The sequence below is a fragment of the Acinetobacter sp. ANC_7655 genome (assembly GCF_056784015.1).
The window spans coordinates 1-18,215 of record NZ_JBWYJB010000001.1; the positions used below are offsets into that span (position 1 = coordinate 1).

General features: G+C 37.1%; 13 protein-coding genes. 7 read left to right on the top strand and 6 right to left on the bottom strand.

Annotated features, from left to right (window positions below; genetic code table 11):
- A partial coding sequence (locus AC1M9N_RS00005) for a BapA/Bap/LapF family large adhesin (protein ID WP_481953990.1) occupies positions 1-3,055 on the top strand: 3,055 nt, incomplete at its 5' end.
- A 77-nt stretch (positions 3,056-3,132) separates the two neighbouring features.
- Here the strand turns inward: AC1M9N_RS00005 and AC1M9N_RS00010 are convergent.
- The 3 genes from AC1M9N_RS00010 to AC1M9N_RS00020 are packed head-to-tail and all read right to left on the bottom strand — an operon-like array spanning position 3,133 to position 6,248.
- Positions 3,133-3,330: a heavy-metal-associated domain-containing protein gene (locus tag AC1M9N_RS00010; protein WP_035268662.1), complete on the bottom strand. Its 198-nt coding sequence runs from the start codon at positions 3,328-3,330 to the stop codon at positions 3,133-3,135.
- A 34-nt stretch (positions 3,331-3,364) separates the two neighbouring features.
- Complete coding sequence (cueR, locus tag AC1M9N_RS00015) at positions 3,365-3,760, bottom strand: Cu(I)-responsive transcriptional regulator (protein WP_481953991.1); 396 nt, start codon at positions 3,758-3,760, stop codon at positions 3,365-3,367.
- Positions 3,761-3,782: 22 nt separating this feature from the next.
- Entirely contained in the window at positions 3,783-6,248 is a 2,466-nt protein-coding gene (locus AC1M9N_RS00020) for a heavy metal translocating P-type ATPase (RefSeq protein WP_481953992.1), read from the bottom strand.
- A gap of 308 nt (positions 6,249-6,556) precedes the next feature.
- Here AC1M9N_RS00020 and AC1M9N_RS00025 point away from each other — a divergent pair, with 308 nt between their 5' ends.
- Positions 6,557-7,171: an OmpW/AlkL family protein gene (locus AC1M9N_RS00025; protein WP_481953993.1), complete on the top strand. Its 615-nt coding sequence runs from the start codon at positions 6,557-6,559 to the stop codon at positions 7,169-7,171.
- Between the two features lie 70 nt (positions 7,172-7,241).
- Here AC1M9N_RS00025 and AC1M9N_RS00030 read toward each other — a convergent pair whose 3' ends face one another.
- A complete protein-coding gene (locus tag AC1M9N_RS00030) occupies positions 7,242-7,850 on the bottom strand; it encodes a MarC family protein (protein ID WP_035268656.1) in 609 nt (202 codons plus the stop codon).
- A 34-nt stretch (positions 7,851-7,884) separates the two neighbouring features.
- Positions 7,885-9,921 carry a choline transporter gene (locus AC1M9N_RS00035; protein ID WP_481953994.1) on the bottom strand — a complete coding sequence of 679 codons (2,037 nt, stop codon included), beginning with the start codon at positions 9,919-9,921 and terminating at the stop codon, positions 7,885-7,887.
- Positions 9,922-10,169: 248 nt separating this feature from the next.
- Between AC1M9N_RS00035 and betI the strand changes: the two genes are divergently transcribed.
- The 4 genes from betI to AC1M9N_RS00055 are packed head-to-tail and all read left to right on the top strand — an operon-like array spanning position 10,170 to position 14,732.
- Positions 10,170-10,751: a transcriptional regulator BetI gene (gene betI, locus AC1M9N_RS00040; RefSeq protein ID WP_481609663.1), complete on the top strand. Its 582-nt coding sequence runs from the start codon at positions 10,170-10,172 to the stop codon at positions 10,749-10,751.
- A gap of 33 nt (positions 10,752-10,784) precedes the next feature.
- The gene (gene betB / locus AC1M9N_RS00045; protein ID WP_481953995.1) at positions 10,785-12,260 is read left to right on the top strand and encodes a betaine-aldehyde dehydrogenase; all 1,476 of its coding nucleotides are present in this window, start codon (positions 10,785-10,787) and stop codon (positions 12,258-12,260) included.
- Positions 12,261-12,270: 10 nt separating this feature from the next.
- A complete protein-coding gene (betA, locus tag AC1M9N_RS00050; RefSeq protein ID WP_481953996.1) occupies positions 12,271-13,938 on the top strand; it encodes a choline dehydrogenase in 1,668 nt (555 codons plus the stop codon).
- A gap of 14 nt (positions 13,939-13,952) precedes the next feature.
- Positions 13,953-14,732, top strand: coding sequence for a TorF family putative porin (locus AC1M9N_RS00055; RefSeq protein ID WP_481953997.1), 780 nt, complete (start codon positions 13,953-13,955; stop codon positions 14,730-14,732).
- 859 nt (positions 14,733-15,591) lie between these two features.
- On the opposite strand, the gene AC1M9N_RS00060 is transcribed toward AC1M9N_RS00055, so the two are convergent.
- On the bottom strand, positions 15,592-16,737 hold the full coding sequence (locus AC1M9N_RS00060) for an RICIN domain-containing protein (protein ID WP_481953998.1): 1,146 nt from the start codon (positions 16,735-16,737) through the stop codon (positions 15,592-15,594).
- Positions 16,738-16,984: 247 nt separating this feature from the next.
- On the opposite strand from AC1M9N_RS00060, the gene zigA reads away from it, so the two are divergent.
- The gene (zigA, locus tag AC1M9N_RS00065) at positions 16,985-18,205 is read left to right on the top strand and encodes a zinc metallochaperone GTPase ZigA (protein WP_481953999.1); all 1,221 of its coding nucleotides are present in this window, start codon (positions 16,985-16,987) and stop codon (positions 18,203-18,205) included.
- The last annotated feature ends 10 nt before the right edge of the window (positions 18,206-18,215 follow it).

The following is an 18,215-nucleotide window of genomic DNA, read 5'->3' on the forward strand; positions in this document are numbered from 1 at the left end:
AGATGCATTGAAAGGTACAGCACAAGGCTTGGTTGATGCATTACCTGCATCAGCAGCTAAAGATGATCTAGATGCTCGTTTAGATGCTCTAGATACAGTTGTACCAGCAGTGAACGATACAGATAGCAATGGTATTGCTGATGATGTTGATGCTGCGATTGCAGCAGCAACACAAGCGGTTCAAACTGCAGAAGCTAAGCATGATGAATTGGTAGAGGCAATTGCTGCTAAAAATGGTGTAATCAGTCCAGCAACGCAAGCTGAATTACAAGCGATCAAAGATCAATTGGATGCGTTGAAAGGTACAGCACAAGGCTTGGTTGATGCATTACCTGCATCAGCAGCTAAAGATGATCTAGATGCTCGTTTAGATGCTCTGGATACAGCAGTACCGGCAGTGAACGATTTAGATAACAATGGTATTGTCGATGATCTTCAAGAAATAGTACTTCCAGCGGATAACTCAGTTAATTTCATTCCTGAAGTGATTAACCCGACTACTAAATTACCTTCAGCAGAACAACAACTTGAAGATAAAACTGCATTTGCTGTAGCAAGTGTTGGCTTGGGTGCAGTGCTCGAAGCTAATGTTTTAACAGAAGTTCTTCAAAATTCATTAACAGTAGATGTTGCTGATGGGACAGTTCGCAACTTAACATTGAAATCACAATCAGGTGGTGTTTCGATCGTCTCGATGTACGATCTTAAAATTTATCAATTTGATGAAGAAACTGGTCAATACAAAGAGTACATGACTGAGAAACAATGGTTGAAAGCTTATTTACTGGCTGGTGTTTCTGAAGAATTGAACGTGAGCCTTCCTGAAGGTAAATATATTGTATTCTTAACACCTTCTGTTGGGGTAACAGTATTAAGTGGTTATACATTGAAGGTATTGAATGACATTATTCTGGATTATAATGAAGTTGTGTCAGTCGATGGCGAAGCAACTGGTAATGTAATCACAGATGCAGATGCTGTTGATGGTCAGGATGTACTGCCAACTGGTACGATTGTAGAGTCAGTTATGGCTGGTTCTAATGCAGCAATTACGTTGAATAGTAATTCTGAAACCGCGATCGAAGGTAAATTTGGTACGTTATTTATTAATCAAGACGGAAGCTATCGTTACGAGATTAATGAAGACTTTAAAGGCCCATTCGGGCAAGTAGATGAGTTTACCTATTACGTTAAAACAGAACTAGGTAATACAGCTTCTGCGAAGCTTAATATATCGATTGATAATAAAGTTGTTGAGGTAAAACAATCAGAAATCAACGACACTGTTATCATCAATCCACTTCCTGAGATTAAAGATATCACTGGTGAAGTGCCTAAATTAACAAATGTCAAAGTTCTAGATGTAAGTTTGTTAGATCCAGTTATTAAAGCTGGTGCAGTTGATTTATCTTCGTTCATGAATTTCACAGTGAATGAAAATAATGTTCGTGAAATGACTTTCCAAGGCGATGGCGGCGGTGTAAGTTTAACTTCATACTCGTTATTTATTTATAAATTCAACGCTGATACCAATGAATATGTCCAAGTTCACAGCATAAATAACTGGTACACAGTAATTTTAGGTGGTAAATCTGATGAAGTTACACTTAAATTTACAGAGGGTGACTATTATGCAGTGACTGTTCCAACAGGACTTAATGTGCTTGGTGGATCTGGTCTATATGTAAATAAAGACACACTTTATGATTATTCGACTGTTAAAACAGACAATGATTTTGTCGGTCAAACCTCAGGTCAGATTGAATTATCTAATGGTTCAGAAATCATTATTGCTGGTAATACTCAACTTGTTGAAGAATCAGAACTTCAAGGTGTCTATGGTAAATTAATTCTCAATAAGGATGGAACTTACCAATACTTCGTAAATAAACCTAGTGAAGGCACAAGCTTACCATATGGTGAAATCGAGACATTTACTTATGTCATTAAAGATCAGAATGGAAATAGTTCACTAGAAACGTTAACGATTAAAATTGATTTAGCTGTTGCGCAAGATGATTTTGAAGAATCTGAAATTGTAATGCAAAATAAATCAGAAACTATTGTGAATGATACAATTTTAGATATTGGTCTGGCTCAACGCACTATCGATGCTAAATTTGCAATAGCTGAAAACTCAGTCAGTACAGTTGCAATTTCTTTTGAAAGTACTCTATCTCTAACTTCATCACGAAGTATTAGTTACACAGTGAAAAATGCAGATGGCACAGTAGTTAAGACTGGTGAGTTAAATGCTGTTACTGGAAAAGTATTACAGTTAAATGATCTTCCCGCTGGTGTATATACTGTACAAGCTAATCTTGTTAATCCTGGCCTTGCTTATTTCGAGGACTCTACAATCACGTTTAATACAACTTACTTGAATGAATTTACTCCAGTTGCTTTAGATCCAGTTATTGGAAACGTTTCCAATAATGATGAAGGTTTAAATTCTATTAGTTCTTATACTATTAATGGATTAACGACGTCGACTTATAGTGGTAATCCTAGTGTAACTGTCGAAGGTAAATTTGGTACTCTTGTTTTCAATAATGATGGTAGCTATACGTATACACCATCAGGAAAAGGATTTGGTAAAGAAGAATTTAGCTATACTGTTTCGACAGTTGGTGGAACGACTTCAACAGCTACTTTAAGCTTTGATGTAAACAAATCATTTACAAGTTCGAAATTTAATGACGCATTCACTGGAAGTGATATCGCGGATAAATTAATCTTCAACTTACTTGATGAAGCCGATGCAACGGGTGGAAATGGTTTTGATACGTGGTCAGATTTCGAAGCAGGTGTCGATGTAATTGATGTATCTCAACTATTTGTTGATGCTAATACTTCAACTACATTCTCAACAGATTCGACTGATCAAGTTGCGGATATCTTAAGTAAATATATCACTGTTAAAGATTCTGTAATTTCAATCGATCGCGATGGTGAAGGTACACAATTTGAACCTACTCAATTGTTGAATATTGGTCCTCAAAATGCAGATCTGACGTTGGAGCAGTTACTTCAAAACGGTCAAATCATTTATTAATTCTTTAAAAATACGCATACTACGGTATGCGTTTTATCAAAAAAGGCGAAACAATGTTTCGCCTTTTTTATGTCAATTTAATCTTTTAATTCAGGAGGGAAACCATCTTCAGTCAAAACTTCAGCGATTTTTTCAAAGCTATATGTTGTACGAATATCTGCAATTTTGTTGGCAACATCTACATTGACGCTTGCATTAGGATCAAGTGACAATACAGATGCAGTGACACCTTTAGCACAACCCGAACAACTAATATTTTCAATAAATAATTTCATAATAACCTCTTGCGTTAGTTAACATCTATCACTGTCACGATTGAATATGTTCAATTTTATTCAGAATACTGCAGTTTGAAGTCGAATCATTAGAGCACATCTGACTCGCAGCCTTTAATTTTAAAATCATTGATTGCATCGAATGAATTTGTTCTGTCAAAAAGTGGATATGTTGATCTGTAATTTTTTTCACATCAGCACTTTTTCTGTCAGGATTTTTCCAAAGCTCAACTAAACTTTTGATTTGATCGATCGAAAAACCAAGATCTTTAGCATGTTTAATAAAACTTAAAGTCGAAAGGTCTTGCTCTGTGTAAACACGATAACCGCTAGCGCTTCTGATCGGAACAGAAATGAGATCGATTTTTTCGTAATATCGAATCATTTTAGCAGTTAAGCCTGAACGTCGTGCTAATTTGCCAATATTCATGATCTTTCCTTTGTTTAAGCGTCTAATTTAGTTTCAAAGTTTTGAGTCTTAAAGCATTCGCTAATACAAATATCGAAGAAAGTGCCATTCCGATCGCAGCTAAAACAGGTGAGAGCAGGATACCAGTCAATGGATAAAGGATACCTGCAGCAATCGGAATCAAACAAATATTGTATAGAAAAGCCCAGAACAGATTTTGATGAATATTTCTAATGGTCATTTCGCTTAATTTGATGGCTTTAGATAAGTTATTTAAATTTGATGACATTAAAATAAGGTCAGCCGTTTCAATGGCGACATCTGTACCTGAACCTATCGCAATACCGACTTGAGCTTGAGCAAGTGCTGGAGCATCATTAATCCCATCACCAACAAAAGCAACATTTCCATATCGCGTTTGAAGGGTCTCAACGATGTTTAACTTTTCATGTGGTTTGACCTGTGCATAAACTGCATTGATATTAAGTTGATTCGCCACATATTGCGCTGCATTTTGATGATCGCCAGTAATCAAAGCAATGTGCTTGTCGTTCTTTTTAAGTTGAGTCATTACCTCGTAGGTTTCAGGTCTTAATTGATCCGTGATTAAAATAATTGATGCAAGCTCACCATCGATGGAGACCGCGATGGGTGTTTGAGCTTCATCTAGTAATCTTTGATGGTGAGAGAGTGCATGAGAAAGCTTTGCATTTTCTCGAGTAATAAATTCTACAGATCCAATTTTAATATCCTGACCATTCAATTGTGCTTGAATGCCCAATCCTGAAATACTCTTAAACTCAGAAATTTCGATCATCTTTATATGATGATCGGATGCATATTGAACAATCGCTTTAGCAATTGGGTGCTCGGAATGATATTCAACGGATGCAACAGTTTGTAGAACCTGTTGATGTGTAAATGGTGCGAAAATCTCGATATGACTAATCGCAGGTTGCCCTATTGTTAATGTTCCAGTTTTATCAAATGCAAATGTTGAAATTTCTCGAAGTTTTTGAAGTGAAGTCGCATTTTTAAATAAAATTCCGTGTTCAGCAGCACGTCCCGTCGCAACCATTATCGACATCGGGGTTGCAAGTCCCATCGCACAAGGGCATGCAATAATCAAAACAGAAACGGCGTTAATCAAAGCATAGCTGAGATTAGGTTCAGGTCCAAGCACAAACCAAGCGATGAAAGTAATCATCGAAATCAAGAGGATAACTGGAACAAACCATAAGGTGATTTTATCGACTAAAGATTGTATGGGGAGCTTTTGTGTCTGAGCATTTTCAACCAACTGAATAATTGAAGATAAAATACTACTTTCAGCAGTATGCTTGGTTTCAATGACAAGAAATCCATTTTGATTGAGGGTTCCCCCAACAACTTCTGAACCCATCAATTTGTGGATTGGAAAAGATTCTCCACTGATCATTGACTCATCTACAAAGCCTTCACCTGAAATAACCACGCCATCTACAGGAATTTTTTCACCAGGCCGAACTTCAACCTGCATACCGATTGTAATTTTATCAATCGGTATATCTTTAGTCTGGAGGTCAGATACTCTAACTCGCGCTGTTTTAGGTTGTAAGCCAATCAGATGTTGAATCGCTGCAGAAGTTCGACCTTTAGCTCGTGCTTCTAGATATTTGCCTAACAAAATAAATGTAATAATGAGTGTTGCAGGCTCGTAATAGACATGTACTGACTGTTGTGGCAATAAACTTGGAAAGAACGTAGCAACAATAGAATATAAATAGGCAGCTCCTGATCCTAAACTCACTAAAGAATTCATGTCAGGATGTAAATTTATCAGTGACTTGATACCTTGTGTGAAAAAATGCCGTCCAGGTATAAAAATAACTAAAGTCGCAAGAATAAATTGGAATAACCAACTCTGATTCTGACTGATGTAAGTACCTATAAGATGATGAAATGAAGGCAAGAGGTGCGAGCCCATTTCAATGATAAATATAGGTAAACTGAGTACAAGTGCGATAATAAAATGCTTGAGAATTTTTTTTGATTCAAGTTCGCGATCTGGAAGTGCTGTGATCGCTTGCTGTTCAAGTACAGCTTCAAACCCTGATCTTACAATACGCTCAATAACTTGATCAACAGGAACTTGATAAAGTAGATCAATGCTTGCTGTCTCAGTCGCCAAACTTACTTGTGCTGCTAATACACCGGGTATTTTTAGTAAAGAACGTTCAACTCGGCTCACACAAGCAGCACAAGTCATGCCTAAAATTTTTAATTTTATTGTTGCCCATTTTTTAGTGTTAAAACCTGTTTTATTTACGGCTTGAATGATTTGTTGATCTTGTACATCTGTTGTTAACTCAATTTGTACTATTTCAGTGGCGAGGTTCACACTGGCATTTTGAATACCTTCGACTTTTTTTAATGAGTTTTCAACTCGGCTTACACAAGCAGCACAGGTCATTCCTTCAATTTTGATTTGAATAGATTTAGTTGAAGTAGATGACATACTTAACTCCATATGCTGATTGAAATAAGGTCATGATCATTCTAAACCTTCCCATTGTGGTAAGGTCAATAAGATTGTTTCTTGTTTCATCATTACTGATTAGAATCCAATTTAGGCGTATGTTCTTTCCTCACTTAAATTAAAAACAATATTCCAAAAATCCATTTAAATTGAATAAATTTTCTTAAATAAAAAATCATCAAAACAAATCAGAATAAAAAATAACCAACAAAAAGAATTATCGATATGATCTAAAGCATTCAATTTAATTGATTAACAATCTTCAAAATTTCAGATATTTATAAAAAATGGGTAATGATATGAATGATAAATTAAGTTTTGGTTTATTCGCGATTTTATTGAGTACCGTGGCATTAAGTTCTAATGCGCACAGCGCAGATTATAAATGGAAGCTAAGAGGTGCGATTAGCAATATTGATCCCACATCTTCTCCAGGTAGTATTTTTAATCAAACAGCACCCGTCACAATAGATGATGCTTGGGGAGTCACTGGCACGATCTCTTATTTTTATACACCAAATATTGCATTTGATGTATTAGTCGGTTTGCCACCAGAGCATAAAATTAATGTTGCTGGTAATGAAGTCGCAAAAACAAAACATTTACCTCCAATTTTCAGTGTGCAATATCACTTCTTACCCAATGAAAAGTTACAACCTTATGTGGGTCTGGGCTTAAATTACACCTATTTTTTTAATGACCGATTATATAGTGGTGATAAGTTCGATCTCTCAGATTCTTTTGGTTGGGCTGGTCAAATAGGCGTAGATTACCAATTTAACCCTCAATGGAGTGTTGGTGCTGATATCCGATATGCGGATATCAAAACTGATGTAAAAGTAAATGGAGAAAAGGTAGGAAGTGTGGACGTAGATCCAACGGTGTATAGTTTAAATATCGGATATAGATTCTAAATATTAGGGTTTAAAAAAAAGGAGTCAATGATAAGACTCCTTTTTTATAAATATCAACAACAACCTTCAATTAGCCATTGATGATCCCAGTAACACCAGTCACGATCATATCAATGGCAATCGTACCGATAAGCAATGCAGCAACACGACCCACGATATCTACATATAAGTCGATATAATTAGAATATTTATGCTGTAAATTATCATGCAAATATTTCATTAATATCAAAAGACTACAGGTTAAGAATAAGGTCATAAAGATGACTGTGATCGTCTGCCATAAACTTAATTGAATGCCAGTGATTACAGATGCAGAGATTGTTCCTGGACCGATCATAAAAGGCATGGCGATCGTACCAGCCAAATGGTTTGGTGCTCCACGCATGACCCCAATCGTATCAGCACCTTCAAATACATAACGGTATCCAATCACCAAGAAAATGATTCCACCAAAAATTTGGAAAGATTCAAATCGTGCATGAAGTACATCATTAAAGAAGGCTTCACCTGTTTTAGCAAAAATGACAAAAACCACAAAGCTAATCAAACTACCTTGGATCAGCGCCATATTAAAAACTTTTGCATCTGAATTTCGAATAATCCCAAGCATATAAATGCTCATTAAAAAGGGATTAAGCAACGAAAAAAATAGAGCAAAGGCGTTTAGACTTTCTGACATGGTCATTTTCCTTGTTTAGATGAGCTACTACTAACTAAATGTCACGATCAGGAAATTGTGGACGTTTACCTGGACTGATGCGGTTAATATGAAGGTACATCATATGACGTTCATATTTGTCCAAAATGTCGTTAATCACTTGTTCTTTGTTGTAACCGACCAAATCATTACCTTGTGAACCTTCAAACAAGTAACTTTCTAAACGATAGTAATAACGCTTTGTTCGTTTAGCACGGGTACTAAAGTTAGGGGTGTCATAACGAACGGGCCAAATCTCATATACGAAATTTTCTTCTTCATTCAAGTGAATAATGAGGTCCAAATGATAAAGTTCAGCATTATCTTCAAGACGCTTGGTATTCACATCGACTTTGACACCTTTGGATAAAAGTTCCTGTGCCACGGCATCCATTGCAGGTTTACACACGTCATCTAACATTTTTAATGTTTGTTCATGGCTTGGGTGCAGCATTACGCGACTGAGTCGCTTTTTCCAATTGAGAATATCCACATTGCCCACGACTGGCGCAGCATTTAAGCTAGTACTGGCTTGTCTGAAATCTTCCAATCTCAAGGATTTGTACAAACCCGCCATCACAAAGAATATGACAAAGCTAAAAGGCAGACCCATGATGATGGTTGTGTTCTGTAATGCAGTAATACCATTTGCCATCAGCATCGCTAAGGTTAATAAACCAATGGCTATAGCCCAAAATACGCTAAGCCATCTTGGAGAGTCATGCTCGATATTGGTGAATTTTGTTGTGAAATTACCCAAAACAAGAGCGCCTGAGTCTGCAGAAGTAACGTAAAATAATAATCCTGTAATTGTTGCTATACCTGCTAAGAAGGTAAAACCAGGATATTGTGCAAGTAGGTCATAGAAACCATGCGCTGGATTTTCTAAAACGGTTGTTGCAAGTTGTGCATTACCATCAAAAATTACATTGTGGAGCGCACTATTTCCAAAGATGGATAGCCAAGTCAATGTAAATAGTAGAGGAATAATCAACGTACCAAATACAAACTCACGAATGGTACGACCACGAGAAATTCGTGCTAAAAACAGACCGACAAATGGCGACCATGCAATCCACCAAGCCCAAAAGAAAAGCGTCCAACTGTTCATCCATTCTTTAGGTTGTTCGAATGGAAAACTCATTAAACTCAATTTCGGGAATTGACTGAGGTAATCACCTAAATTTTGGATTAAGCCTGCGAGTAAGAATTCTGTATTACCAATCAAAAGAATAAAGAGGAGTAACCCAATCGAGACATAGATATTGATTTCAGAAAGTACGCGAATCCCTTTATTCACACCTGCCGTTACTGAGATGACAGTAATAACCACTGCGATCCCGATTAGACCAGCTTGAATCCACAAATTTTCAGGTAGATTGAAGAGAACATGAAGACCATAATTGAGTTGTACGACACCAATACCACAGGTAGTCGCGATACCAAAAATTGTACCTAAGACGGCTGCTGTATCTACAGTGTGACCTATAGGGCCGTTAATTTTTTTTCCAAAAATAGGGTAGAGAGCTGAACGGATCGTAAGGGGAAGGTTATAACGATAACTGAAGTAACCTAAGGCTACACCAACCAATGCATACATGCTCCAACCAGTTAAACCATAATGAAACAAGGTCCATACCATAGACTGACGTGCTGCTTCAAAGGTTTGTCCTTCGCCCACAGGTGGGTTCATGTAATGCGATAAAGGTTCAGCCACGGAAAAGAACATGAGATCAATACCAATACCCGCAGAAAAGAGCATTGCAGACCAACTTAGTAAACTAAATTCAGGCTTAGAGTGTTTAGGTCCTAATTTAATTTCGCCATATCGAGAGCATGCGATAAATACAATAAAGACAAAATAGAGTGTCGCAGCCAACAGGTAATACCAACTAAAGGTTCTGCTTACCCAATTGAGGGTTTGTGTAATGACGTTATTAGCAGCTTCATTAAACAAAATTGTGGTGATCGAAAACAAAAGTATCAATGATGCTGATACATAGAACACGACCTTATTCAAACTATCCTGCGTTTGATCATTTTTGTTATGCATAAATCAGTGACCATTCAATGAGTAATGAAATGATCTACAGCGCAGTTCGATTTATATCCTGATAGAAGCTTGCTTGATCCACAATTACAAACTTTTGCAAATACAAAACAAACTGAGCTGTACATCATGGAAGTAATAGCACTATAATTTTTATTGATTGATCGTTCAATTAAAAAAACGTTTACTAATGTTACAGCGTTCTTATTGATAAACGCTGATTATAATCTCCTGTAGGTTTAGGTCATCTTATGCCAAAAGTTGGTATGCAACCCATTCGTCGTCAACAATTGATTGATGCCACTCTCTCCACTGTGAATGAGCTCGGTTTTGCTGATGCATCCATTCAACAGATCGCGCAAAGAGCAGGTGTCTCCACGGGCATTATTAGTCATTATTTTGGTGGCAAGAATGGATTGATTGAGGCAACCATGCGCTATTTACTACAGCAACTTGGAGAAAGTGTAAGGGATCTAAAATCAGAGGTTGGGCATTCTCCAGAAGATCGTTTAATGGCGATTGTTAAAGCGAATTTTGCAACTCCTCAGACCAATCAAGCCGCGATGAAAGTATGGCTCGCGTTTTGGGCTATTAGTTTGCATCAACCCGATCTACAACGATTACAGCAAGTGAATCACTGTCGGCTACATTCAAATTTAAAACATGAGTTTTTAAAACGTTTAAGCCCCATAAAAGCTGAACAAGCAGCCCAAGGGTTGGCTGCATTAATTGATGGGTTCTGGTTAAGGGGCGCATTAACAAGAAGTGAGATTGATACCGATCTTTCTATCCGTCTTTGCCATGCCTTTATCCAGCAGCAACTTACACAATAATTTTTAATATTTACTATATCTGAGGCTAATCGTATGAATAAATTCCCGTTACAACGTCCTTATATTCATGGACAATTCGTCGATGCTCAATCAGGTCAAACTTTTGATTCGATTAATCCAGCCACGGGTCAAGTTCTTGCGACCATTCAAGCATGTTCTCAACAGGATGTGGATCAAGCCATTCTATCTGCCCAACAAGGACAGAAAATTTGGGCAGAAATGACTTTTATGCAGCGTTCAAGAATTTTAAATAAAGCTGTAGCTATTTTACGTGAAAGAAATGATGAACTTGCCACCATTGAGTCCTTAGATAGTGGGAAAGCCTATAGTGAAACATCGACTGTAGATATTGTGACAGGTGCTGATGTACTCGAATACTACGCTGGAATTTTACCTGTACTCGAGGGTCAACAGATTCCTTTAAGAACAGATTCATTTGTCTATACACGCCGTGAACCTTTGGGAATTGTAGCTGGTATAGGAGCATGGAATTATCCAATTCAAATTGCCTTATGGAAGTCAGCACCTGCTTTGGCGGCGGGGAATGCAATGATTTTCAAAGCCAGCGAGATTACCCCATTAACAGCCTTTAAATTGGCAGAAATTTATACCGAAGCTGGAGTGCCAGATGGGGTATTCAATGTTGTAACAGGGGGCGGTGATATTGGTGCCTATTTAAGCCAGCATGTAGATATTGCGAAAATTTCATTTACTGGTGGTGTGAGCACTGGAAAAAAAGTGATGGCTCAAGCTGCTGAATCCAGTCTTAAAGAAGTCACGATGGAGTTGGGTGGGAAGTCACCATTAATTATTTGTGAAGATGCTGATTTAGACTTAGCTGCAGATATTGCAATGATGGCAAATTTCTATAGTTCTGGACAGGTTTGTACGAATGGGACACGAGTATTTATTCCAGAATCATTACAGCCAAAATTTGAAGAAAAGCTATTAGAACGTATTCCTTATATCCGCTTAGGTAATCCGCTTGATCCAGAAACAAATTTTGGACCAGTATCTAGCTTTGCGCATATGAATAAAATTTTGGCATTCATTGATTCTGCTAAAAGGGAGGGAGCACGTTTAGTGTGTGGTGGTTCTAGAGCAACAGATGATCATTTAAAAAATGGTGCTTTTGTACTGCCTACAATCTTCAGTGATTGTCGAGATGAGATGACCATTGTTCAAGAGGAAATCTTCGGTCCTGTGATGAGTATTTTGACATATACATCAGAAGAAGAAGTGATTCGTCGCGCTAATAATACTTCTTATGGATTAGCTGCTGGCGTGGTTACCCCTGATATTGTCAAAGCACATCGAATCATCCACCAAATTGAAGCAGGTATATGTTGGATCAATACGTGGGGTGAATCGCCAGCTGAAATGCCAGTCGGTGGCTATAAGCATTCTGGTGTAGGAAGAGAGAATGGTTTAACGACTTTACAACACTACACGCAAATCAAATCGGTACAAGTGGAATTAAGTCCATTTCAATCTGTATTTAAAGCCTAAGGAGAACACTATGACATATGATTACATTATCATAGGTGCAGGTTCTGCTGGGAATGTACTTGCAGCGAGACTCACCGAAGATCCAGATATTAAAGTTCTGCTCCTTGAAGCGGGTGGCCCTGACTACCGTTTAGATTTTAGAACTCAAATGCCTGCTGCTTTGGCTTATCCTTTACAAGGTCGACGTTATAATTGGGCATATTTGACCGATCCAGAACCACATATGAATAACCGCCGTATGGAATGTGGACGTGGTAAAGGTTTAGGTGGTTCATCATTAATTAATGGTATGTGTTATATCCGTGGGAATGCCATGGATTTAGAGCAATGGTCTCAAATGAAAGGACTCAGTCATTGGCGCTATGCTGAATGTTTACCTTACTATAAAAAAGCAGAGTCTAGAGATATTGGTGCAAATGAATATCACGGTGATCAAGGCCCAGTAAGTGTTGCTACGCCAAAGTCAGACAATAATGAGTTATTTCATGCAATGGTTGAAGCGGGTGTGCAAGCTGGATATCCACGTACGGATGATTTAAATGGATACCAACAAGAAGGCTTTGGTCCAATGGATCGTACGGTGACACCTCAAGGCAGACGTTCCAGTACCGCTCGTGGCTATTTAGATATGGCTAAAGGTCGTCAGAATTTAACGATTATTACGCATGCCACAACCAATCGAATCTTATTTGAAAAAAAACAAGCTATCGGTGTTGAATACATTCTTGGTCAAGATGTAACTAATTTACACAAGGTCTATGCTGAGCGAGAAGTATTGCTGTGCGCAGGTGCTATTGCATCGCCTCAAATTTTACAGCGCTCTGGGGTAGGAGCTAAGTCATTATTAGAGTCACTGGATGTAAAGGTTGTGCAAGATTTACCGGGAGTGGGTGAAAATCTGCAAGATCATTTAGAAATGTATCTTCAATACCAATGTAAGAAGCCCGTCAGTCTTTACCCTGCATTAAAATGGTATAACCAACCTAAAATTGGCGCTGAATGGCTGTTTTTGGGTAAAGGAATTGGTGCAAGCAATCAGTTTGAAGCAGGTGGATTCATTCGCTCTAGTGATGAGTTTGAGTGGCCGAATCTCCAGTATCACTTTTTACCAATTGCAATTAACTACAATGGTACCAATGCAATCAATGAACATGGTTTTCAAGCACATGTTGGATCTATGCGATCGCCGTCAAGAGGAAGAATTCGCTTAACCTCGAAAAATCCTTTTGATCATCCGAGCATTTTATTTAACTACATGAGCACTGAACAAGATTGGCGCGAATTCCGTGATGCAGTGAGAATTACACGAGAAATTATGCATCAGCCTGCATTAGATCAGTATCGAGGTAGAGAAATTAGTCCAGATTCAGCATTAAAAACAGATCAGCAAATTGATGAATTTGTAAAAAATCATGCAGAAACAGCGTATCATCCTTCGTGTAGCTGTAAAATGGGTGAAGATGATTTAGCTGTTGTAGATGGTTACGGTCGTGTCCATGAAATAGATGGGTTGCGAGTGGTCGATGCTTCTATCATGCCGCTGATTATTACTGGTAATCTCAATGCAACGACGATTATGATGGCCGAGAAGATTGCTGATCACATTCGTAATCGACCTGCTTTAACCCCTTCAGATGCACCATTTTATCGTGCAGAAACTTCACCCTTATTTTCGTAATTATAAATTTTATGATGATTAAAACGACTCAAGCAGTGCTGTTGAGCACTGCTAGCTTTATTATTTTACCCAGTTATGCAAACTCTACGAATCAAGAAACAAATTCACCAATTCAATTTGATGGATATGTCACATTAACCTCCAAATACATTTCACGTGGTTTAACAAATGCACCAGAAAATGATGACCTCGCAATTCAAACAGGTCTAAACCTCAGTTATAACAACTTCTATGTCGGGTATTGGGGGTCTACATTAGGCTACTCTTATGCTGAACTTCAAGGTGATAAGCGCCGTAAAACTGATAAATTAGAGCACGACTTTATTGTCGGCTATAGTTTTGATACTGGTAGGACAAATTGGAATATTTGGAATGCCACTTATTTCTATCCGAACACGTCAAATACAACTTCCAATGAAATGGGGGTAACTGCCACACACCAATTCAATGATAAAAACTCTTTATCAACCAGTTTATCTGCATATACATATGATGTCGTGTATGCAAACCAAGGGGATACTTATCTAAACGTAATATATACCCATCAACTCAATGATAAATTATCTGCTACAGCAAGTGCTGCAGCGAGCTATTTTAATGATAATGGGAAATATGAAGGTCTAGAGCTCGGTGATACAAAACGAGAATTTGCTTATCGCTTCTCATCTATCGGGCTAGATTATGCCTTGACACCAGAACTCGGATTGAGTGGACAATATATTTTTGGTGGTAAGAACCGCTATAACGAAAATCAGAAAAATTTAGGTGTAGTGGCTTTCACCTATAGTTTCTAATTTAAGAAAATCTTCAAATGCTTAGGATTAAATTTTGAATACCAAAATAGCCTAAGCAAAAGTGTAATTTTTAAATTAGACTCATCAATAAATAAAATATCGACATATCAAAGATTATTAGTAAAAAATTTATCAACTTAGTGTTTATTTAATGAGTGATAGAAGTAAAGCATTCACCAAAAATAGGTCATGAATATGACGAGGAGAGTAAAATTTTACGCAATTTTTTCACATGAATTTATTTAGAAATAGTTCTTGTGAAAAAAGTTCACTAAGATTTTTTGCTGTTACATAGATGACTATGCTCAAGTATTAACTGATTTCAGCCAAATTCATAAATCAACTAGATATCCTATAATTTATAATTCATGAAGGACAATGGATTAAAAAAATAGAACTATGAATGTTCATAATAAACATGAGGTTAGAATTTGATTCTCTCCAATATTAAAATAGGGCTTTTGATTTCTATCTTCAGAGATAAATAACTAAACGTCTAATCTCATTTATTAAGTTTTAATATTTTGAAGAATTTTGTTCTCATCATTAACGGCGCTATCGGAAAAATAGCAAAGATTTATGAAGAATATTTTTAATTGTTTTTATTTTATTGCTGTCATCAATATTACAAATATACCTTAGACAATATCTCCCTAAAATCATTGAACTTATTTCGCTTTTTGAGCCAGTATTAAGAAGGCTTTTAACCTGAGTGAGCTGGCTTATCTATGAGTAAAATCTCTAATTTAGATATCTAATTTTACTAAAATTAGTACGAGTCACTCAAAGAAAGCAAAAAAATTAAAATTTCAGCATTAAAATTCAGAGCTTTAAATGCTAAAGCTCTGAATTTAATAAGTTAACGTGTAATTTTCCAGGTTTGATATGAATTATTGCTTTGACATCCAATCATTTGTAGGCGTGCCATACTATTTGCACCATCAGCGGCATCAAGGCATAGACCTGTTTTTAAGTTGATATATTGGCTTGTGTGGCGACTATACATCCATCGTTGACTACTATCATTATTGCACGGCGCAACTTTAACGAAATTATCTTTAACATCGCCCATCAAACACGCATCCCGATGAGTTAAATATAAGCGATGGGTGTGATCCGTACTCAGACGTTGATTACCGTTGTTGAGATCACATGAATACAATCCCATTTGTTGACCACCATTCAAGCTATCTGCACAAAAACCTCGTGCACCATTTTTCAAAATGAAAGGTTTTTGCTGGGTATAATTGGCATTATTCACAGTAGAAATACAAGTAGAATCATCCGTGCAATGCGCTGATGCCACTTGTACACAGTTTCCATAAGTTTTAGTCGTTTGTGATTTAGACTTGATTGAAGAATTTGCTATTGCAGGATAGGTCGCAGAAACAGATGTATGAACATCAGCACAGCTGTTATAGCCATAAATGCCATTGGCTTGTTTGTGTTGTCTGAAATTTTCGGTAAATGTAGTTAGGCTGTCAAAACCACCCCAAAATTGTGGCACATTGATTTTTGCAATTTCAAGTTGTTTACCAGTACTCATGTCTTTAACAAAGGTTGAGACTGTACTGTCATTATTTTTCACAATCTTAAAATTATATTTCGTGCCTTCCTTCCATTCATAAGGTAAATCACATTGAACGCCATCACCTTCGTGATCGAATTGTCTGCAATACGCAGGGTATCCTGTTTTCCAAGATGTCGCTTTCCAGATTGAGAAATTTAAATATTTCTGATCATTGCTTCGTTGTTGCAATCCAACATAGCCACCATCACCATGCTTGATTGAAAATTGATTGGCCCAAAATGTATTACCATCATTTCCTGGCTCATTGGTAATGATGATTTGATTTTCGAGTGTTGCAAAGCCATTAGCAGGAATATTGTTCCAATGGTAGTCAGTCGAAACCATTCCGCCTGCAACCACGGCATACGCATTTGAAACTCCAAGTAACAAAGAAGTACTTAAAGTGGTACGAATAATGAGATCGGTCAAATTCATTGTTATATGCTCATATGATTATAAAAATTAAGTTATAGATTCTTTAGTTTTACTTATGATTCTATAGTGATGAATACAAATTAGAAACACTATAAATAAATTTTATTAAAGTTTAACTAAATAATAAACATATTGAAATGTTATAACATAGCAATTATGATTTAGGTTATTTCAAAAATCAAGATCATTCATTGATTGCAATAAGCGATCAAATGATGTGGTTGAACATGAAAACGAGTAACTCACCATGAATATTGATTCTTCACAACCGTATAAATTACCTGTCACTGTGCTATCTGGATTTCTTGGTGCAGGAAAAACCACACTTTTAAATCATATTTTAAATAATAGAGAAGGAAAACGTGTCGCAGTAATTGTGAACGATATGTCAGAAGTCAATATTGATGCGGCTTTAGTCAGAGAAGGTGGGGCGGAATTATCACGAACGGAAGAAAAACTCGTTGAAATGAGTAATGGATGTATTTGCTGTACTTTGAGAGAAGATTTATTAGTAGAAGTAAGACGATTAGCGGAAGAGAAAAAATTTGATCAACTCGTCATTGAATCTACCGGAATATCAGAGCCTCTACCTGTAGCCGAAACATTTACGTTTGAAGATGAAGACGGCGTATCTCTAAATGAGTACGCTCGTTTAGATACCATGGTGACCGTAGTCGATGCATTCAATTTTTTACGTGATTATCGTTCATATGATCTTCTTCATGAGCGTGGCGAATCACTTGGAGAATTTGACCAACGTACTGTTGTGGATTTACTGATAGATCAAATCGAATTTTGTGATGTTATTATTCTAAACAAAACTGATTTAATCGATGAGCATCAGAAGTCCCAGCTTTATGCGATTCTCAAAAAGCTTAACCCTAGAGCAAAAATTGAGGCATCCATATTTGGTCAGGTTGAACTCGATAAAATACTCAACACAGAGCTTTTTAATTTTGATGAAGCCTCACAAGCACCTGGTTGGTTAAAAGAATTAAGAGGAGAGCATACGCCTGAAACTGAACAATATGGAATCGAAAGTTTCGTATACAGAGCAAGAAGACCCTTTCACCCACAACGTTTTTACAATTTTATTCATTCAGAATGGAAAGGTGTTATACGCTCAAAAGGATTTTTTTGGCTTGCTGTGGAACCAACAATGGCTATGTCTTGGTCACAAGCTGGAGGTATGGCTCGGCATGGTCAAGCAGGATATTGGTGGGCTTCGGTACCACAAGAGGAATGGCCACAAGATACGCAATCTATTCAGGAAATTGAATCGAGTTGGCATCCAGAAACGGGTGATGCCAGACAGGAAATTGTTTTAATTGGTCAAGAGATGGATAAAGAGCAATTAATCCAAAATTTTGATCAATGTTTACTTACTGATTCGGAGATGAGTTTAGGACCAATCGTTTGGTGTAATTTCTTTAATCCATTTGAAGCTGAAAAAGAATTGCTCGCCTAAATTGAGCAAG